At 63.2% G+C, this 14,092-nt stretch carries 13 protein-coding genes and 1 pseudogene; 4 read left to right on the forward strand and 10 right to left on the reverse strand.

Annotated elements, in window-relative coordinates; genetic code table 11:
* Window positions 1-87 precede the first annotated feature (87 nt).
* Window positions 88-1,080: a glutathione S-transferase family protein gene (locus tag FJ942_RS05640; protein WP_140897329.1), complete on the forward strand. Its 993-nt coding sequence runs from the start codon at window positions 88-90 to the stop codon at window positions 1,078-1,080.
* A 1-nt stretch (window position 1,081) separates the two neighbouring features.
* On the opposite strand, the gene FJ942_RS05645 is transcribed toward FJ942_RS05640, so the two are convergent.
* A complete protein-coding gene (locus tag FJ942_RS05645; protein ID WP_140657048.1) occupies window positions 1,082-1,579 on the reverse strand; it encodes an NUDIX domain-containing protein in 498 nt (165 codons plus the stop codon).
* A gap of 53 nt (window positions 1,580-1,632) precedes the next feature.
* Here FJ942_RS05645 and FJ942_RS05650 point away from each other — a divergent pair, with 53 nt between their 5' ends.
* Window positions 1,633-2,556 (forward strand): metallophosphoesterase, encoded by a 924-nt coding sequence (locus FJ942_RS05650; protein WP_140897404.1) that lies wholly within the window; start codon window positions 1,633-1,635, stop codon window positions 2,554-2,556.
* On the opposite strand, the gene FJ942_RS05655 is transcribed toward FJ942_RS05650, so the two are convergent.
* From FJ942_RS05655 to leuA, 4 genes are all read right to left on the reverse strand, one after another.
* A complete protein-coding gene (locus FJ942_RS05655; protein WP_140897330.1) occupies window positions 2,540-3,157 on the reverse strand; it encodes a hypothetical protein in 618 nt (205 codons plus the stop codon). The genes FJ942_RS05650 and FJ942_RS05655 overlap by 17 nt on opposite strands.
* Before the next feature lie 110 nt (window positions 3,158-3,267).
* Entirely contained in the window at window positions 3,268-4,071 is an 804-nt protein-coding gene (locus tag FJ942_RS05660) for an alpha/beta fold hydrolase (RefSeq protein ID WP_140897331.1), read from the reverse strand.
* 329 nt (window positions 4,072-4,400) lie between these two features.
* On the reverse strand, window positions 4,401-6,176 hold the full coding sequence (locus tag FJ942_RS05665) for a hypothetical protein (protein WP_140897332.1): 1,776 nt from the start codon (window positions 6,174-6,176) through the stop codon (window positions 4,401-4,403).
* Window positions 6,177-6,358: 182 nt separating this feature from the next.
* A complete protein-coding gene (leuA, locus tag FJ942_RS05670) occupies window positions 6,359-8,092 on the reverse strand; it encodes a 2-isopropylmalate synthase (RefSeq protein ID WP_140672482.1) in 1,734 nt (577 codons plus the stop codon).
* A gap of 607 nt (window positions 8,093-8,699) precedes the next feature.
* On the opposite strand from leuA, the gene FJ942_RS05680 reads away from it, so the two are divergent.
* The gene (locus tag FJ942_RS05680; RefSeq protein WP_246679680.1) at window positions 8,700-9,722 is read left to right on the forward strand and encodes a siderophore-interacting protein; all 1,023 of its coding nucleotides are present in this window, start codon (window positions 8,700-8,702) and stop codon (window positions 9,720-9,722) included.
* A gap of 40 nt (window positions 9,723-9,762) precedes the next feature.
* Here the strand turns inward: FJ942_RS05680 and FJ942_RS05685 are convergent, their stop codons facing one another.
* From FJ942_RS05685 to FJ942_RS05705, 5 genes and pseudogenes are all read right to left on the reverse strand, one after another.
* Window positions 9,763-10,866, reverse strand: a complete 1,104-nt coding sequence (locus tag FJ942_RS05685) for an AbrB family transcriptional regulator (RefSeq protein WP_140582196.1) — start codon at window positions 10,864-10,866, stop codon at window positions 9,763-9,765.
* Window positions 10,867-10,928: 62 nt separating this feature from the next.
* Window positions 10,929-11,186, reverse strand: a pseudogene (locus FJ942_RS05690) (type II toxin-antitoxin system prevent-host-death family antitoxin).
* A 5-nt stretch (window positions 11,187-11,191) separates the two neighbouring features.
* A complete protein-coding gene (locus FJ942_RS05695; protein WP_140496083.1) occupies window positions 11,192-11,500 on the reverse strand; it encodes a putative quinol monooxygenase in 309 nt (102 codons plus the stop codon).
* A gap of 63 nt (window positions 11,501-11,563) precedes the next feature.
* Window positions 11,564-12,355: an SDR family oxidoreductase gene (locus FJ942_RS05700; RefSeq protein WP_140879191.1), complete on the reverse strand. Its 792-nt coding sequence runs from the start codon at window positions 12,353-12,355 to the stop codon at window positions 11,564-11,566.
* Window positions 12,356-12,422: 67 nt separating this feature from the next.
* Entirely contained in the window at window positions 12,423-12,860 is a 438-nt protein-coding gene (locus tag FJ942_RS05705) for a DsrE family protein (protein WP_140524937.1), read from the reverse strand.
* Between the two features lie 102 nt (window positions 12,861-12,962).
* Here FJ942_RS05705 and FJ942_RS05710 point away from each other — a divergent pair, with 102 nt between their 5' ends.
* Entirely contained in the window at window positions 12,963-14,054 is a 1,092-nt protein-coding gene (locus tag FJ942_RS05710) for a hypothetical protein (RefSeq protein ID WP_140567143.1), read from the forward strand.
* Window positions 14,055-14,092: the final 38 nt, after the last annotated feature.

Consider the following 14,092-nt stretch of genomic DNA (forward strand, 5'->3'; position numbering starts at 1 on the left):
ACGTGCTTGACGATCTGTTCAGCGCCCGGCGATTCCATGCAACGACTTGGAGCCCTACATGATGTGCTAGACAGGAAAGGACAAGCGATGGGATTGCTGGTCGAAGGCAAATGGCAGGACCGCTGGTACGACACCAAAGGCAGCGGCGGCAAATTCGTGCGGGCGCAGTCGCAATGGCGCGACTGGATCACTCGTGACGGGGCGCCTGCCGAAGGCCGCGGCCGCGGCTTCAAGGCGGAGCCCGGTCGCTATCACCTCTATGTCTCGCTTGCCTGTCCCTGGGCGCACCGAACGCTGATCTTTCGGGCGCTGAAGAAGCTTGAAGGCATCATCTCCGTGTCGGTCGTCCATCATTTCATGGGCGCCGATGGCTGGACGTTCCTGGCGCAGGACGGAGCCACAGGTGACACGCTCTATAGCCTGGACTTCCTGCACCAGATCTACACCAGGGCCGACCCTAACTATTCCGGCCGGGTCACGGTGCCGGTGCTGTGGGATAAAAGGGATGAGACCATCGTCTCCAACGAATCCTCCGAAATCATCCGGATGCTGAATTCAGTTTTCGACGCTTGGGGTGACGCCAACCTCGACTTCTATCCGCAGGCGCTACGCGGCGAGATCGACGCGGTCAATGCGCTGGTCTATCCCGCCATCAACAACGGCGTCTATCGCGCTGGCTTCGCCACCACGCAGGCCGCCTACGAGCAAGCGTTCGGGGAGTTGTTCGCCGCGCTCGACACGCTGGAGCATCGGCTGTCGAATCAGCGCTATCTCGTCGGCGAGCGGATCACCGAAGCCGACTGGCGGCTGTTCACCACGCTGGTGCGCTTCGACCCGGTCTATGTCGGCCATTTCAAATGCAATCGGCGCCGCATCGCCGACTATCCCAACCTGTCGAACTATCTGCGCGATCTTTACCAGGTGCCTGGCGTAGCCGGCACGGTGAACCTCAATCATATCAAGTCGCACTATTACGGCAGCCACGAAACGATCAACCCGACGCGTATAGTGCCTGTGGGGCCGGAAATTGACTACGGCGCGGGGCATGACAGGGCACGGTTCGCCAAGGCGGCTGCCTGAACTACCAATAGGGTGACGGCGGCTTCCCGCCAAAAACCTCGGCGATGCGCCGCAGCGTTGCCGGGGTCGTACCCTGGGGCAAACGGTCGAGCGGAAAGAAACCGGCCTCGGCGATCTCGCGGTCCGGCAGTTTCGGGGCCGTCTGGCTGAATTTTTCGATCAGGTACAGGCCGACATGGTCGCGGCGGCTGGCGCGGCGGTTGAAATGCATCGAGCGCAGCACCGGCGGAGCGGTCAGCGTGATATTGCCCTCTTCCGCCAGTTCGCGCGCCAGCGCTTCGGCCATCGTCTCGCCGATCTCGACCCCGCCACCGGGAAGCTGCCAGCCCGGCACATAGGTGTGGCGGATAAGGAAGAGGGAGTTGGATGCCGTTTCGTGGATGAGCCCGCGCACGCCAAGCGTCATTGGCCGCCGCAGCACGAAGTAGAGATGGAACAGCCTGGCTCGCAGCCCCGGCCAGCCGGTCTGGCGCAAAGTGCTCTCGGGATCGGTCGCCATCAGTCGCGAAACCGTGGGTGGAAAGCCGCGTGCGCGTCGCCTATGAAGGAGAAATGTTCAGGCTCGCGCATATTTCCGATATCCATTTGGGGCCACTCCCTGAAGTAACCTATCGCGATCTCGCCTCCAAGCGGGTGCTGGGCTACGTCAACTGGCAGCGCAACCGCCGCCGGCACATGCACGATGCCGTCATCGACACCATCGTGGGCGATATCAAGGCCAGCGCGCCCGATCACCTCGCGGTCACCGGGGACCTCGTCAACCTGGCACTCGACGGCGAGATCGAGATGGCCAAGCACTGGCTGGAGACGCTCGGCTCGCCGCATGACGTGTCGGTGGTGCCGGGAAATCATGACGCCTATGTGCCTGGCGCCTTCGACAAGGTGTGCCGGTCCTGGGCGGCATGGATGACGGGCGACGGCGTCAACAGTCCGGTCGATCGCAATTCGTTTCCCTATCTGCGCGTGCGCGGCAATGTCGCGTTGATCGGCATCACCACGGCGCGTGCGACGGCACCCTTCATGGCCAACGGCTTCTTCATGGAAGGCCAGGCCGAGCGGCTGCGCAAAATACTCGATGCGACGGCGAAGCAAGGATTGTTCCGTGCGATCATGATCCATCATCCGCCGGTGCGGGGCGCCGTCCCGCAGCACAAGCGGCTGTTCGGCATCGCCCGCTTCCACAAAATCATTCGCCGGCACGGTGCCGAGCTCGTCCTGCATGGCCATTCACATCTGCCGTCGCTGTTTCAGATCGGCCCGCGCGACGCCAAGGTCCCGGTGGTTGGCGTCGCCGCGGCCGGCCAGGCTCCCGGCGGCAAGCCTCCGGCGGCGCAGTACAATCTGTTCGACATAGACGGTGAAAAAGGCGATTGGCGCATCCGCCTGACGCGGCGCGGCTTGACGGGGCCGGCGATACCACCTTCGGATCTGCAGACGCTGGAGCTCGGGGCGCAACCGGCTATGGCCGCAAGCTGAGCCCCAGCGCCACGATACGGTCCCAGAACAGTACGATCGAAACCGCCAGTCCCACCAGCGCGCCTGCGGCGATCAGGCCAAGGCCGGACAGGACGGCCGACCAGCCCTTGCTGCGCGGCGGCGATCGCAAAGGCGGCTCGGCTTCCGGCACCACGTGCCGCTTCATCCCGGGAACGGCAGCCTCGACGCCACCCTCCATCATTCTCTGACGTTCGACGATCCGCTCGGCGACATAGCGCGTCACGGAATCGGCAACCGGCTTCATCTCGCTCGATTCGGCCAGCACCACACGGCCGATGCGGGTGTCCTTCAGGAATCGGTAGGTGCGGCGATCGCGGCCCATGGCGACATGGCTGACGGCGTCGATCCACAGGCGCGGCTGCAGACCGGACGAGACGACGAAGTCGAAACTGTCCACGTCGGCGGGAACGTCGGCAAAAACGGGCGCGAGTTCGGTGGCAAGAAGGTCGAGCCGCATGCGATGCGCCTCGCGCATGTCAACGACGACGTCGTCGCGATCGGCAAAGGCATTCTTTACATCGCGAATGGCATCGGACAATTTTCTCGACGGGTCGATGATCTTTTCGCCTGCATCCTTCATGGGCGTGGCCTCGCGGGTTTGGTTAACATGGAGTTAACACAGCCGCCGGCAAAATGCACTGGCGAGATCAATGCATCAAGGGTCGCCGTTGGCGGCGCAGACGGAAGAAGTCAGCTGGCCGCGGCGGACAGTTTCACCCGTTGCGGTCCGACGCGGCGATTGCTGTTGCGGCGAATGATCTCGGCGATCAGGTCGGGCGCTTCCTCGGCCAGCATATGGCCGGCCTCCAGCACATGGTGCACATGGAAGCGCTCCGGCGGGTTATCCACTTGGGTAAAGGGTAGAACGGTGTCATCCGATCCCCACGCCACCATCACCGGCATGTTCAGCGCATCGAGCCGCTCGCGCGGGATGACGCCCTGTCGATCGCTCCTGGTCATGGCGGCCGCGATCTCGACGAGCTTTTCGGTTTGTCCGGGGCGGCCGCGCATTTCGCAAAGCAATTCGGCCATGCGACGCGAGGGCGCGGCTCGAGGGCCGGACATTTCGGCGAGGCAGGCCTGGACTTCGGCCAGGTCCTGCGCGCGGGCAAAGCGGCGCAACAACGGTCCATTGATTTCGGGGCCAAAACCGCCCGGCGCCAGGAGCGTCAGCGAGGCGACTTTTGCCGGCTCCGCCAACGCCATCAGCGCGGCAACCGCGCCGCCCATCGAATGGCCGACGAGGTGGACGCGCTTGATCGCGCGTGCGGAGAGGTCGGCAAGGATGGCGTTTGCCGCGACCTTGGCCGGTCCGGCCGACGGAAAGTCGAGCGACAGGCCGTGTCCCGGCAGATCATAGGCCAATGTGCGTACGGAAGGCGGCAGCAAGGAGATCACCTCGCGCCAGACATCGTGGCTGCCGCCAAAACCATGCAGCAGGACGATGGTCTTCGAACCCACACCCCGTTCGTCGGCATAAAGTGATGAAGTCATGAAAGATTGAGGCTTTATTCGAGAAGGCGCGATGGAAATGTGGCTGAATTGCTCCTAGTCCAGAGCATTCGCCAGTAAAATTTTCGCGATTAGGCGATTGGCCGAACAGCGAGCCGGCTGCTGGTGGATGCCGCTCCCAAAAGCGACCTCGATTTGGGCGAACGACACGCACGAGCAAAAAGACCTAAGGCGTGTCGCATGAATCCGTTTTGACGCGAAACGCTTTTGGGCCTTTCACTATTCGATGGACTCGCTGTCCGCTTTAAGTCCTCATTTTCACGCAACTCCGGAAGGGAACCCGGCACTAACTGCCCTGGAATGGCTCACATCTAGCTCGCGTTGAAGAGCCCGGCGGCACGCAAGGCGTCGACCAGCCGCTCGGTCAGATCGGCGGGATATTTTCTGTCGATGAAGGTTGCGCGCGGATTGGCGGCGAATTTCGGAAATTCGGTTATCAACTCATCAAGCAGCCTGCGTGCCTGGTTGTCCCGACCGGCGATCTTGGCGCCGATCAGACGGGCGGCGAGATAGTGCGATTTCGCCGCAGTGGTTCTCAGAGCGCTGCTGGCTATCGCTGCCTTGCTGGTATCGCCCAGCATTAATTCTCCGGCGAAAAGCCCAAAGTCCCACCAGGTCGGGTGGCCGCTCGAGGCATCCACGGCATGCGCCAGAAGAGGTGTTCCTTCGGCGTACCGGCCGGCGAAAACCAGCCCGTAGCCATAGGCGGCGGCCATGGCGAGATCGTAGGGGTTAAGATCATGGGCCTTCCGCATCCATCGCAGGGCCTCGTCGGCATTGCCGAGGCGCGAATTGATGTAGCCGTAGGAGCGATGTGCGTACGGGCTGGTCGGCCCCATCTGCACGGCGCGATGGGCAAACGTCATCGCCTTCTCGATCGTTGCGTCCGGCGGGTAGGCGTAGTGGTCGGTCACGGCCTCCAAATGCAATGAGGCGAGTTCCGAATAAACCAGTGACGATTTCGCGCCACTGTTGGCAAGGGCTTCGAGGCAACGATAGGCGGTCTCGTGAGTCCTGGCGTTCTGGTCGAGATAGTATTTGTCGTTGAGCAGCAGGCACTGCGTCAGGCCGGTCTCCGCGCCGGACTGCTCGATGTAATTGTAGATGGTGCCAGAAGCGGGAAGTGCCGCACTGAGAATGCCGGATATGCGATCCTCGACTACGGTTGGTGCGCTGTCGGCGGCGGTCAGGTTGCGCGACAACAGCACCCGTCCGGACGCCAAGCTTTGCAGTTCGATGGTAACGTCGCCCGCGTCTGGTCCAGGCAGGATATCGAAAATGAAACTCGTCGCATCGGCGACCGGATCGGCTTTGTTGACGGTGTTGCGACCGATGAAGTCGATCGTATCAAAGCCGCTCAGGCCGGCACGCAGCGATGCGGCGACGCGACTGGCATTGGGAGTGTTGGCCCTGAGGGCGATGTAGACGAGCGGCAGCGCTTCGACCATGGGCGACGGCGTGATGCTGCCGGTTTCGCCGGCGGTCTCGAACGTTGCCGGGATGTCGCCTCCCGCCAGCAAGGCACCGCCGCCCTGGCGCAGGATCAGAACGCCCAACATGGCGATAACCACGGCGATCGCGATCCAGAAGAACCTGAGATGGCGCGTCACCGAGAGGCCCGCCGCAGGAACCTGGCCGAGCAAGGCCGCCATGGGTGCGGCATCATCGGCGGCACCGGACTGTTCGGGCAGGCTGGCTATCGGCTCTGCGTGACTGGCGGCTTCCGCTGCTTGCGGCAGGCGGATGGCATTGAGTTCGTAGGCCGGGACGTAACCGCCGCGCGGAATGGCTATGCGGACCGGCTCGGCAATGCCTTCATTGGCGAAATAATGTTGCAGCAGTTCGCGCAGGCGGCCCGCCTGCACCCGCACGACGGCATCGGTGGACGGATCGAAATCGCCGTCCTTGCCGAAAACATCCATAGCGATGGAAAAGCCCTTGAGCCTGTCGGCTTCCCCGGCCTGCTCGCGCTCGACGAGATAGCGAAGCAATTTGCGCGCGCGCTCGGATCTCCCGAACGTTTCGCTGGCAAGCAGTCGCTCCAGTGTCTCGCGCACTGCGGGGGCGGCAGGCGTGGCATGCTGCAAGTGTCGATCCTCTCGAAGTCGGCACAGGTTGAGGCGCGATCATATCGTTACCGCACCACCGTACAAGCATACACGTATTATGCGATCGCGTACCACACCGGATAATTTCCCGGTGGTTAATGACACAAAAGTCGGGACCAATCGCTAAACGACGATGGTCCCGAATTCGTTCCAGGCCTGTATCAACCGGCTCTTTTGCCGATAATCCGGTTGGCGGCGGACACCACGGCCTCCAGCGAGGCAGCGACGATGTTGGTGTTGATGCCTGCGCCGAACAGCTTGCCGTCAGGATGTTCCATCTCGACATAGGAAATGGCCGAGGCGTTCGAACCGCGCTGCATCGAGTGCTCGGAATAGTCGAGCACCGACATATCGACGCCGACATGGCGCGACAGCGCATCGACGAAGCCGTCGATCGGGCCTGTGCCTGTGCCTGATATCGTCATCTCCTTGCCGTCGTCGATAATGACCGCCTCGACAACGCGCCGGCCCTTTACCTCGGTGTCCGGATAGGTGTGGTGATCGAGGAATTTCAGCCTGGCGCCCGGCTGGTCGACATAGGTATCGAGGAAGCGCTCATAGATGCGCCTGGCCGGCACTTCCTTGCCTTCGGCATCGGTGATCGCCTGGATTGCCTGGCTAAACTCGATCTGCAGGTTGCGCGGCAGGTTGAGCCCGTAATCCGCCTGCAGCACATAGGCGATGCCGCCCTTGCCGGACTGCGAGTTGATGCGGATGATGGCTTCGTAGCTGCGGCCGACGTCGGCCGGGTCAATCGGCAGATAGGGAACCTCCCACACTGGCGTGTTGGCCTTCTTCAGCGCCTTCATACCCTTGTTGATGGCATCCTGGTGCGAGCCGGAAAAGGCGGTGTAGACGAGTTCGCCCACATAGGGATGGCGCTCGGGAATCTTCAGCTGGTTCGAATATTCGTAGACATCCTTCATCCGGTTGATGTCGGAGCAGTCCAGCTTCGGATCGACGCCTTGCGTGTACATGTTGAGCGCCAACGTGACGATGTCGACATTGCCGGTGCGCTCGCCATTGCCGAACAGCGTGCCTTCGACGCGATCGGCGCCGGCCATCAGGCCGAGCTCGGTGGTGGCGACGCCGGTGCCACGGTCATTATGCGGGTGCAGCGAAATGATCAGGTTCTCGCGCCTGTCGAGATTGCGGCACATCCACTCGATGCGGTCGGCATAGATATTGGGCGTCGACATCTCGACGGTCGACGGCAGGTTGATGATGAGTTTGTTGTCAGGCGTCGGCTTCACGATCTCGGTGACCGCGTTGCAGATCTCCAGCGCGACTTCGAGCTCGGTGCCGGTGAAGCTTTCGGGCGAGTATTCGAAACGGTAGCCGCCGCCGGCACCCGCTGCCATGTCGGTGATCATCTTGGCGGCATCGGTGGCGATGCGCTTGATGCCGGCAACGTTCTTCTCGAAGACGACGCGGCGCTGCAACTCGCTGGTCGAATTGTAGAAATGCACGATCGGGTTGGTGGCGCCTCTGAGCGCTTCGAAGGTGCGGGTGATCAGTTCGGGCCGGCACTGCACCAGCACCTGCAGCGAAACGTCGGCCGGTACGCCCTCTTCGATGCACCAGCGGGCGAAGTCGAAATCGGTCTGCGAGGCCGAAGGGAAACCGATCTCGATCTCCTTGAAACCCATGTCGAGCAGCAGCGCGAACATGCGCGCCTTGCGTTCGTGGCCCATCGGGTCGATCAGCGCCTGGTTGCCGTCGCGCAGGTCGACCGAGCACCAGATTGGCGCCTTGTCGATCACTTTCGAGGGCCAGGTCCGGTCGGTGAGGCCCACGATTGGGTAGGGTTGGTACTTGCGGGCGGCGTCCGGCATGCCGCCGTTCTGCTGGCCCGCCGGGGCCTCGCTTACGCGGATTTCTTCTCGTGCGTTCATCGTCGTTTCTCCCGGCGACCCTCGAATCCGCCTTCAGGCGGATGGGTGGCGAGTGGCGCCTTTACCAGTTTTTCGTTCGCTTGATGTGACTGCCAAGGAGCATGCGCTTGCGCGGCGGCTCGACCGCCGGGCGCTCCTTCAGCGAACCCGGCGATCGCCGATAAGGCCGAGAAGAAGCAGCGTCGAGGCAAGCGCGCGCACGGTCTCGCCGGCAAAGCCGGTCTGACGGGAAGCGGTGGTGGCGCGCGTGTTCATGGCGGTTTTCATACAGGAGCGGCCAGCCGGAGGCAAGCCGTACCGAAAGCCGTACCGAAAGCCGTGCCGACAGCCGGGCGCGTGCCGGGCCACGTTCCGTCTAACGTCGTCGCCGACGTGCGTGCCCTTCCAACAGGCCGAGGCCGGACCTGGCCGCCAACGGGACGTAGCGGTTCAATATATAAGATGAGCTATGTGTTCAAGTTTCCGTGGAAACTTCGGAACGTCTATGGCATGCCGCTGCCGGCGCGGCCCTCCTGCGGCCGATTGCTTCAAACCGTTTCGAAAGACGCGAACGATGGACCAACTGCGAGCGCAAACCCGGATCAGCGATGCGGCGATCAGGTCGGTGATGGACCGGCTGCGCACCGAGCACAGCGAATTCGAGGTCGAGACCGGTGTTGCCGATCGATGGGAACTTCGCCTGTACTACGGTTCGCTGAGCGCGGCACTCGAGGGCGACTCCATGCTGATCCGCGTCTCGGCCGTAGACGAAACCTGCCTGTCCTACATGAAGATGACGGTCGCCGGCCACGTCGCGCAGCACCTTGGAACGACGAGCGGACTGCGCTGGCAAGGCGACGGCAGCGACACCGGCACCCCAATCTTCTTCCGCGAAATCACGGTTGTGTCGTCAACGCGGATTTCTCCGCATATGCAGCGCCTGCGCTGTGCAGGCGATGATCTTGGCCGGTTTACTCATGGCGGCCTGCACATCCGGCTGCTGCTGCCGCCGCGGGGCAGGCCGCCCGTTTGGCCCTCGATAGGCGCCGACGGCCTGCTTGTGTGGCCTGCCGGTGAGGATGCGCTCACCGTCCGCATCTACACGATCCGGGCGGTGGATCCGACAAGCGGTTGGCTCGATGTCGATTTCGTGCTGCACCCCGGCCATGACACGCCCGCCGCCACATTCGCGCAGAACGCGGTGGCGGGAGACGTCATCGGCATGATCGGGCCAAGCGGCGGCGAGACGCCGACGGCGCCGACCCTGCTGCTGGTCGGCGACGACACAGCGCTGCCGGCAATTGGCCGGATTCTGGGGGAACTGCGGCCGTCAACCCGCGTCGAGGCGCTCATCGAGGTCGATGGCCCGGACGACCGCATCGCGCTGGCGCAAGGCGACAACATCGAAATCACCTGGCTTTACCGGCACGACCGCGCGGCCGGCACCGCCGGCCTGCTGGCGGCCGCCCTGCGCGAGCGCAGCCACATGGCGCTTGCCGATAACCTCTACGTCTGGGCCGGATGCGAGTTCACGGACTTCCGCGAGATCCGCAAGATCGTGCGCAAGGAGTGGGGCCTGGGCCGCGACCGGCACCTGGTAACGGCCTATTGGCGTCGCGACGCGCAGGCCGAGGGCGACGACGAGGATTAGGATCGATCCATAAGTATGCCGGCAGCCGGGGCGGAGCAGCCTATTCCTTCACCGCGCGCGCTACCAGCCGCGCGATGCTCGGGCCGACAAGCAGCACGATCAGGAAACGCGCCGACTGGAGCGCCATGATGAAGGAGATGTCGACGTTCTGGGCGGCGGCGGCGATGATGGCGACGCTGTCCATGCCGCCGGGGCTGGTCGCGAGATAGGCGGTCAGCGGATCGATGCCGAGCAGATGGCTGATCATGAAGGCGAGGCCGCCGCAAAAGGCGATCAGAGCCACGATCGAAGCGACGATCTGCGGCAGGGCCCGTGTCGCATGGCGCAGGATCGGCCTGGTGAAGTTCAGCCCGATCGACCATCCGACCATGGCGTAACTGACAGCCAGCAGCCAGGGCGGCAATTGCATCGGCACGCCGAGGCCAAGGTGGATCAACGCGCCGAAGATGAAGGTGCCCAGAAAGGAGGGCGAAGGCAGCCGGCAAAGCTTTCCCGCCAGCCCGCCGACCAGCGCGATGCCAATGGTTGCTGCTAAGGCTTGAGCATCGATCGGCGGAAACCAGATAATCGGCGGGATTTCGACGCCTGACGTTTCGACCCACATCTTGGCGACAATGGCCGCCGTCATCGAGACGAAGATGACACGCAGATACTGCATGAAGGCGACGAGGCGCTGGTCGGCGCCAAAGGCGCCGGCCATCAGCACCATTGCGGTGGCCGCGCCTGGGGAGGATCCCCAGACGGCGGTCGTGCCGGGCAAGATGCGCCACCGGCTGATCAGCCAGCCGAGCAGGCTGGACGCCGCGACGGTGGCTGTCACTGCGCCGAGGAACAGCGGCCATTCGGCGTAGAAGACGCGAAAAATGTCGGCCGAGATCGAAGCGGCGATGAGGCAGCCGACGATCGCCTGGGCGGAGCCGAACAGAAGCCGCGGCACGCGCACGGTGGCGCCGTTGGTGCCGGCGACGATGGCCGCCAGCATCGGCCCGATGAGCAGCGCCGCCGGCAGCGCGGCCAGTTCGAGCGCACCGGCAAACAGCACGGAAATGACGAGGAGGGCCAGCCATTGCCAAGGCTTGCGCATGCGCGCCATGCGCTCGACGGCCGGCTGGCCAGGAGACGGCTGCTTGGGCGAGGAATCCATGTTCTGGTCTTAGACTGAGCGGTAAGGGATGCGAACCCCCGCTGCATCGAAAAGCGGTCGCCTCAGATGTCTGTGCCGAACAGTTGCTCGATTTCTCCACCGCTCATGCGATCGAAACGGTCGGACACCGAAAACTGACCAGCCATAAAGCCAACCCGTCGCGATTATACCGGCTCCGATTGATCCATAGGAATGACCTTGACCAATGACTTGCCAGCCTTGGCGATCATGAAAGGTTCGCCGTTGGCGGCTCGCTGAACGAGACGTGAAAGATTGGCCTTCGCATCGCTAATGTTTACGATCTGCGTCGAGTCGTCCACCCGGATCAGCCCGTCTTGTCGTCAGCCAATCCAAAGCCGCCGACGGGGTTGGTTTCCACCTGGAACTCGAAGCCGGCGATGAAGGGCCTCGCTTTGGCGATGGCCGCCTGGACTTCGGGAAGCTGCAGCGAGGCTTTGTGGCTTGCCTGGTCAGTCCACACTTCTGTGACCCAGATGGCATCGGCATCGGCCGGGTCGGTGGCAACGATATAGCTCAGGCAGCCGGGCAGGGCGCCGGTGCTGGCGCGCAGGACGTCCATGACAGCGTCGCGCTGGCCGCGGGCCGCCCGCATCTTGCCGATCAGACCGTACATCCCTTCGTCTCCCTTCAGCGTTTTCGACAAGAGTATACCGTTCGTCAGTATGCAGGTCGCGGCTCAAGGCATCAACTGGCCACCATTCACCTCGATCACCTGGCCGGTGATGTAGCCGCTCAACAGATCGGAGGAGAGGAACAGATAAGCACCGACGCAATCTTCAGCCGTGCCGGCGCGCCCCTGCGGAATGGTGGCAACCATGCCCCTGATCTGCTCTTCGGTCGAGTAGCGTTCGTGGAACGGCGTGAGAATGGTGCCGGGTGCCACCGCGTTGACGCGAATGCCGAAGCCGATCAGTTCCTTGGCCATGCCGCGCGTGACGTTGGAGACGAAAGCCTTGGCCGAGCCGTAAAGCCCGGCGCCACCGCCGGCGCCGTTGCGGGCGGCGATCGAGGAGGTGTTGACGATGAAGCCGCCTTGTCTCTTCAACCACGGCATCGCCTTGCGCGAGGCGGTCAGCACCGAACGCGCGTTGAGATCCATCACCGCGTCGTAATGCGCCTCTGTCTGCTCGGCGTAGGGCACGCGGCCGAGCATCCCGCCGGCATTGTTGACCAGCCCGTCGAGGCGGCCGAAATGCTGCGCGCTGTCCTCGACGACGCGTTCGACGTCGGCGGCCAGGGAAAAATCGCCCTGGACGAGAAGCACCTCGCCGCCATTGTCGCGAATGGCCTTGCCAAGTTTCTCGGCGGCGTCACGGCTGGAATTGTAGTGCAGTGCGACCAGACATTTCTGCGCCGCATAAGCCAAGGCGAGCGCCGCGCCGATGCCGGTCGAGGCGCCGGTGACCAGCACCGCCTTGCCGGCGAGATCGGGAATGACAAGCCCGAGGGGAGTGGTTGTCGCTGGCACTGTCGTTTCTCCGGGATTTCGCGGTTCTTAGCTGGTCTTGCTACCCTTGCATTCAGTCCATGCAGCTTCAAGGCCTGAGATAGGCATAGCCCTGGCTTTGCAGTTCGGCGAGCTTGACGACGCCGCCACTGTCGGCCGCATGAAAACCGTCGAGCAGGTCGGCGAGCGAAATATCCATGCCGTGCATGGTGTTGGCGCAGGCATGCGGATCGAGCCCTTGCTGGACGAGACCGGTGAAACGACCGGAGATCGCCGCCGATATGCCCTTCGACTTGAAACCGGCAAGAGCCGGACCATGGACGACCAGCGCGATATCGACATTGCCGCCGGTGCCTTCGTAATGGTTCTTGATGTTGCCCAGCACGAAATTGACCTTGTCGAGGTCACTGAGATGATAGGCGACCTTCAATCTCGTGGCCTCGGTGGCCGCGGCTTGCGCCACCCGCAGTCCAATCAGCGTGCCGGCTCCGACGAGAATCGCGCGGAACATGTCGCGTCGACGCATGGCGATGGTTCCCCCCGGGTTGACAGATGGCCGCGAATTGCGTGGCCGCGACGCCGAGTGTAGCATAAATCGGCGTCGCGTCCTGCCGATGCGGAGGGTCACATGGCGTTCGAACAGAGACTGGCAAGCGTCCTGTCCGGAGCGGCCTTGTTGAGCCTGCTGGGCGCGACGGCTTTCGCCGACGAGGCGGCCAAGCTCACCGAACTCAGTCCCAACGGTCAGGACGCCTGTTTCGGCCGCATCTACGATGCCAACCACCTCAAGGCGCATCCGGAGCAGAAGGTGGCCCGGATCTTCTTCTACTACGGCCATGATCCGGTCAGCAGGCCGAACGAGGAACCGGCCGCGAATGCCGGCACGTCCTACAATGGCTTCGTCACCACCACGGTGCGTGGCGCCAAGGCTCCGGAATGGGCCGGCGGCTGGTGTAGTCACCAATCCGAGGATGGCGCATCAAACCCGATCCATTGCGGCATGGAATGCGACCGCACGCTGGCGTCGCTGAAAGTCGACCACAAGGGCCGGCTGATCCTTTCGGACCTGCAGCCCGATGTCTATCTCGATGCCGGTTCCGAGGAGGAACTCGGCACGACTGAATACAACAGGCAGGCGCTGGGGTCGCGGGACGACAATTTCCGTCTCGACCCGATGCCGGCAGCGACCTGCAAGGCGGAGTTCGCCCGCATCGACCCGATCGACCCAGCGATGGGTCCGCCGCTGCGCGACCGGCTGAAGCCCGACCAGGCCTTCTGCTACGGACGCGACTACGATGCCGCGCATTTCGGTTCGCATCCCGACCAACTGACGCAGTCGATCCGCGTGTTCCGTGGGCCGGTCGAACTGGCTTCATTCGCGGCGGGCGGCGACCTTGCCAATTGGCCTGACGGCGCCGACATCGCCGTTTCGGTCACGACGCGGCAACAGTCGGGCAAGGTCACGCAGGTCTATTCCTGCCAGGGCGAGGCCGACCAGTGGCGCTGCGCGGCGAGTTCGAAGATGAGCGATTTCTCCTGCGATATCACGCAGAAGGAGATTTTCCTCAAGCGCGGCGCCAATGGCATGATGATGCTGGCCAATCCCAACAACAGCCTGGCGATCGTCGATTTCTGTTCACAGGCAGCCGACGGCAAGACGAAGTCGGACGATAAGATCTACCGGCTGGAACCGATGCCGCAATCGGCTTGCGCGCCTTGAGCGGAGCCCTGTTTAGGTCAGCGCGAAGGGATATATCT

It is taken from the genome of Mesorhizobium sp. B2-4-2 (genome assembly GCF_006442845.1).
Taxonomy (GTDB): domain Bacteria; phylum Pseudomonadota; class Alphaproteobacteria; order Rhizobiales; family Rhizobiaceae; genus Mesorhizobium.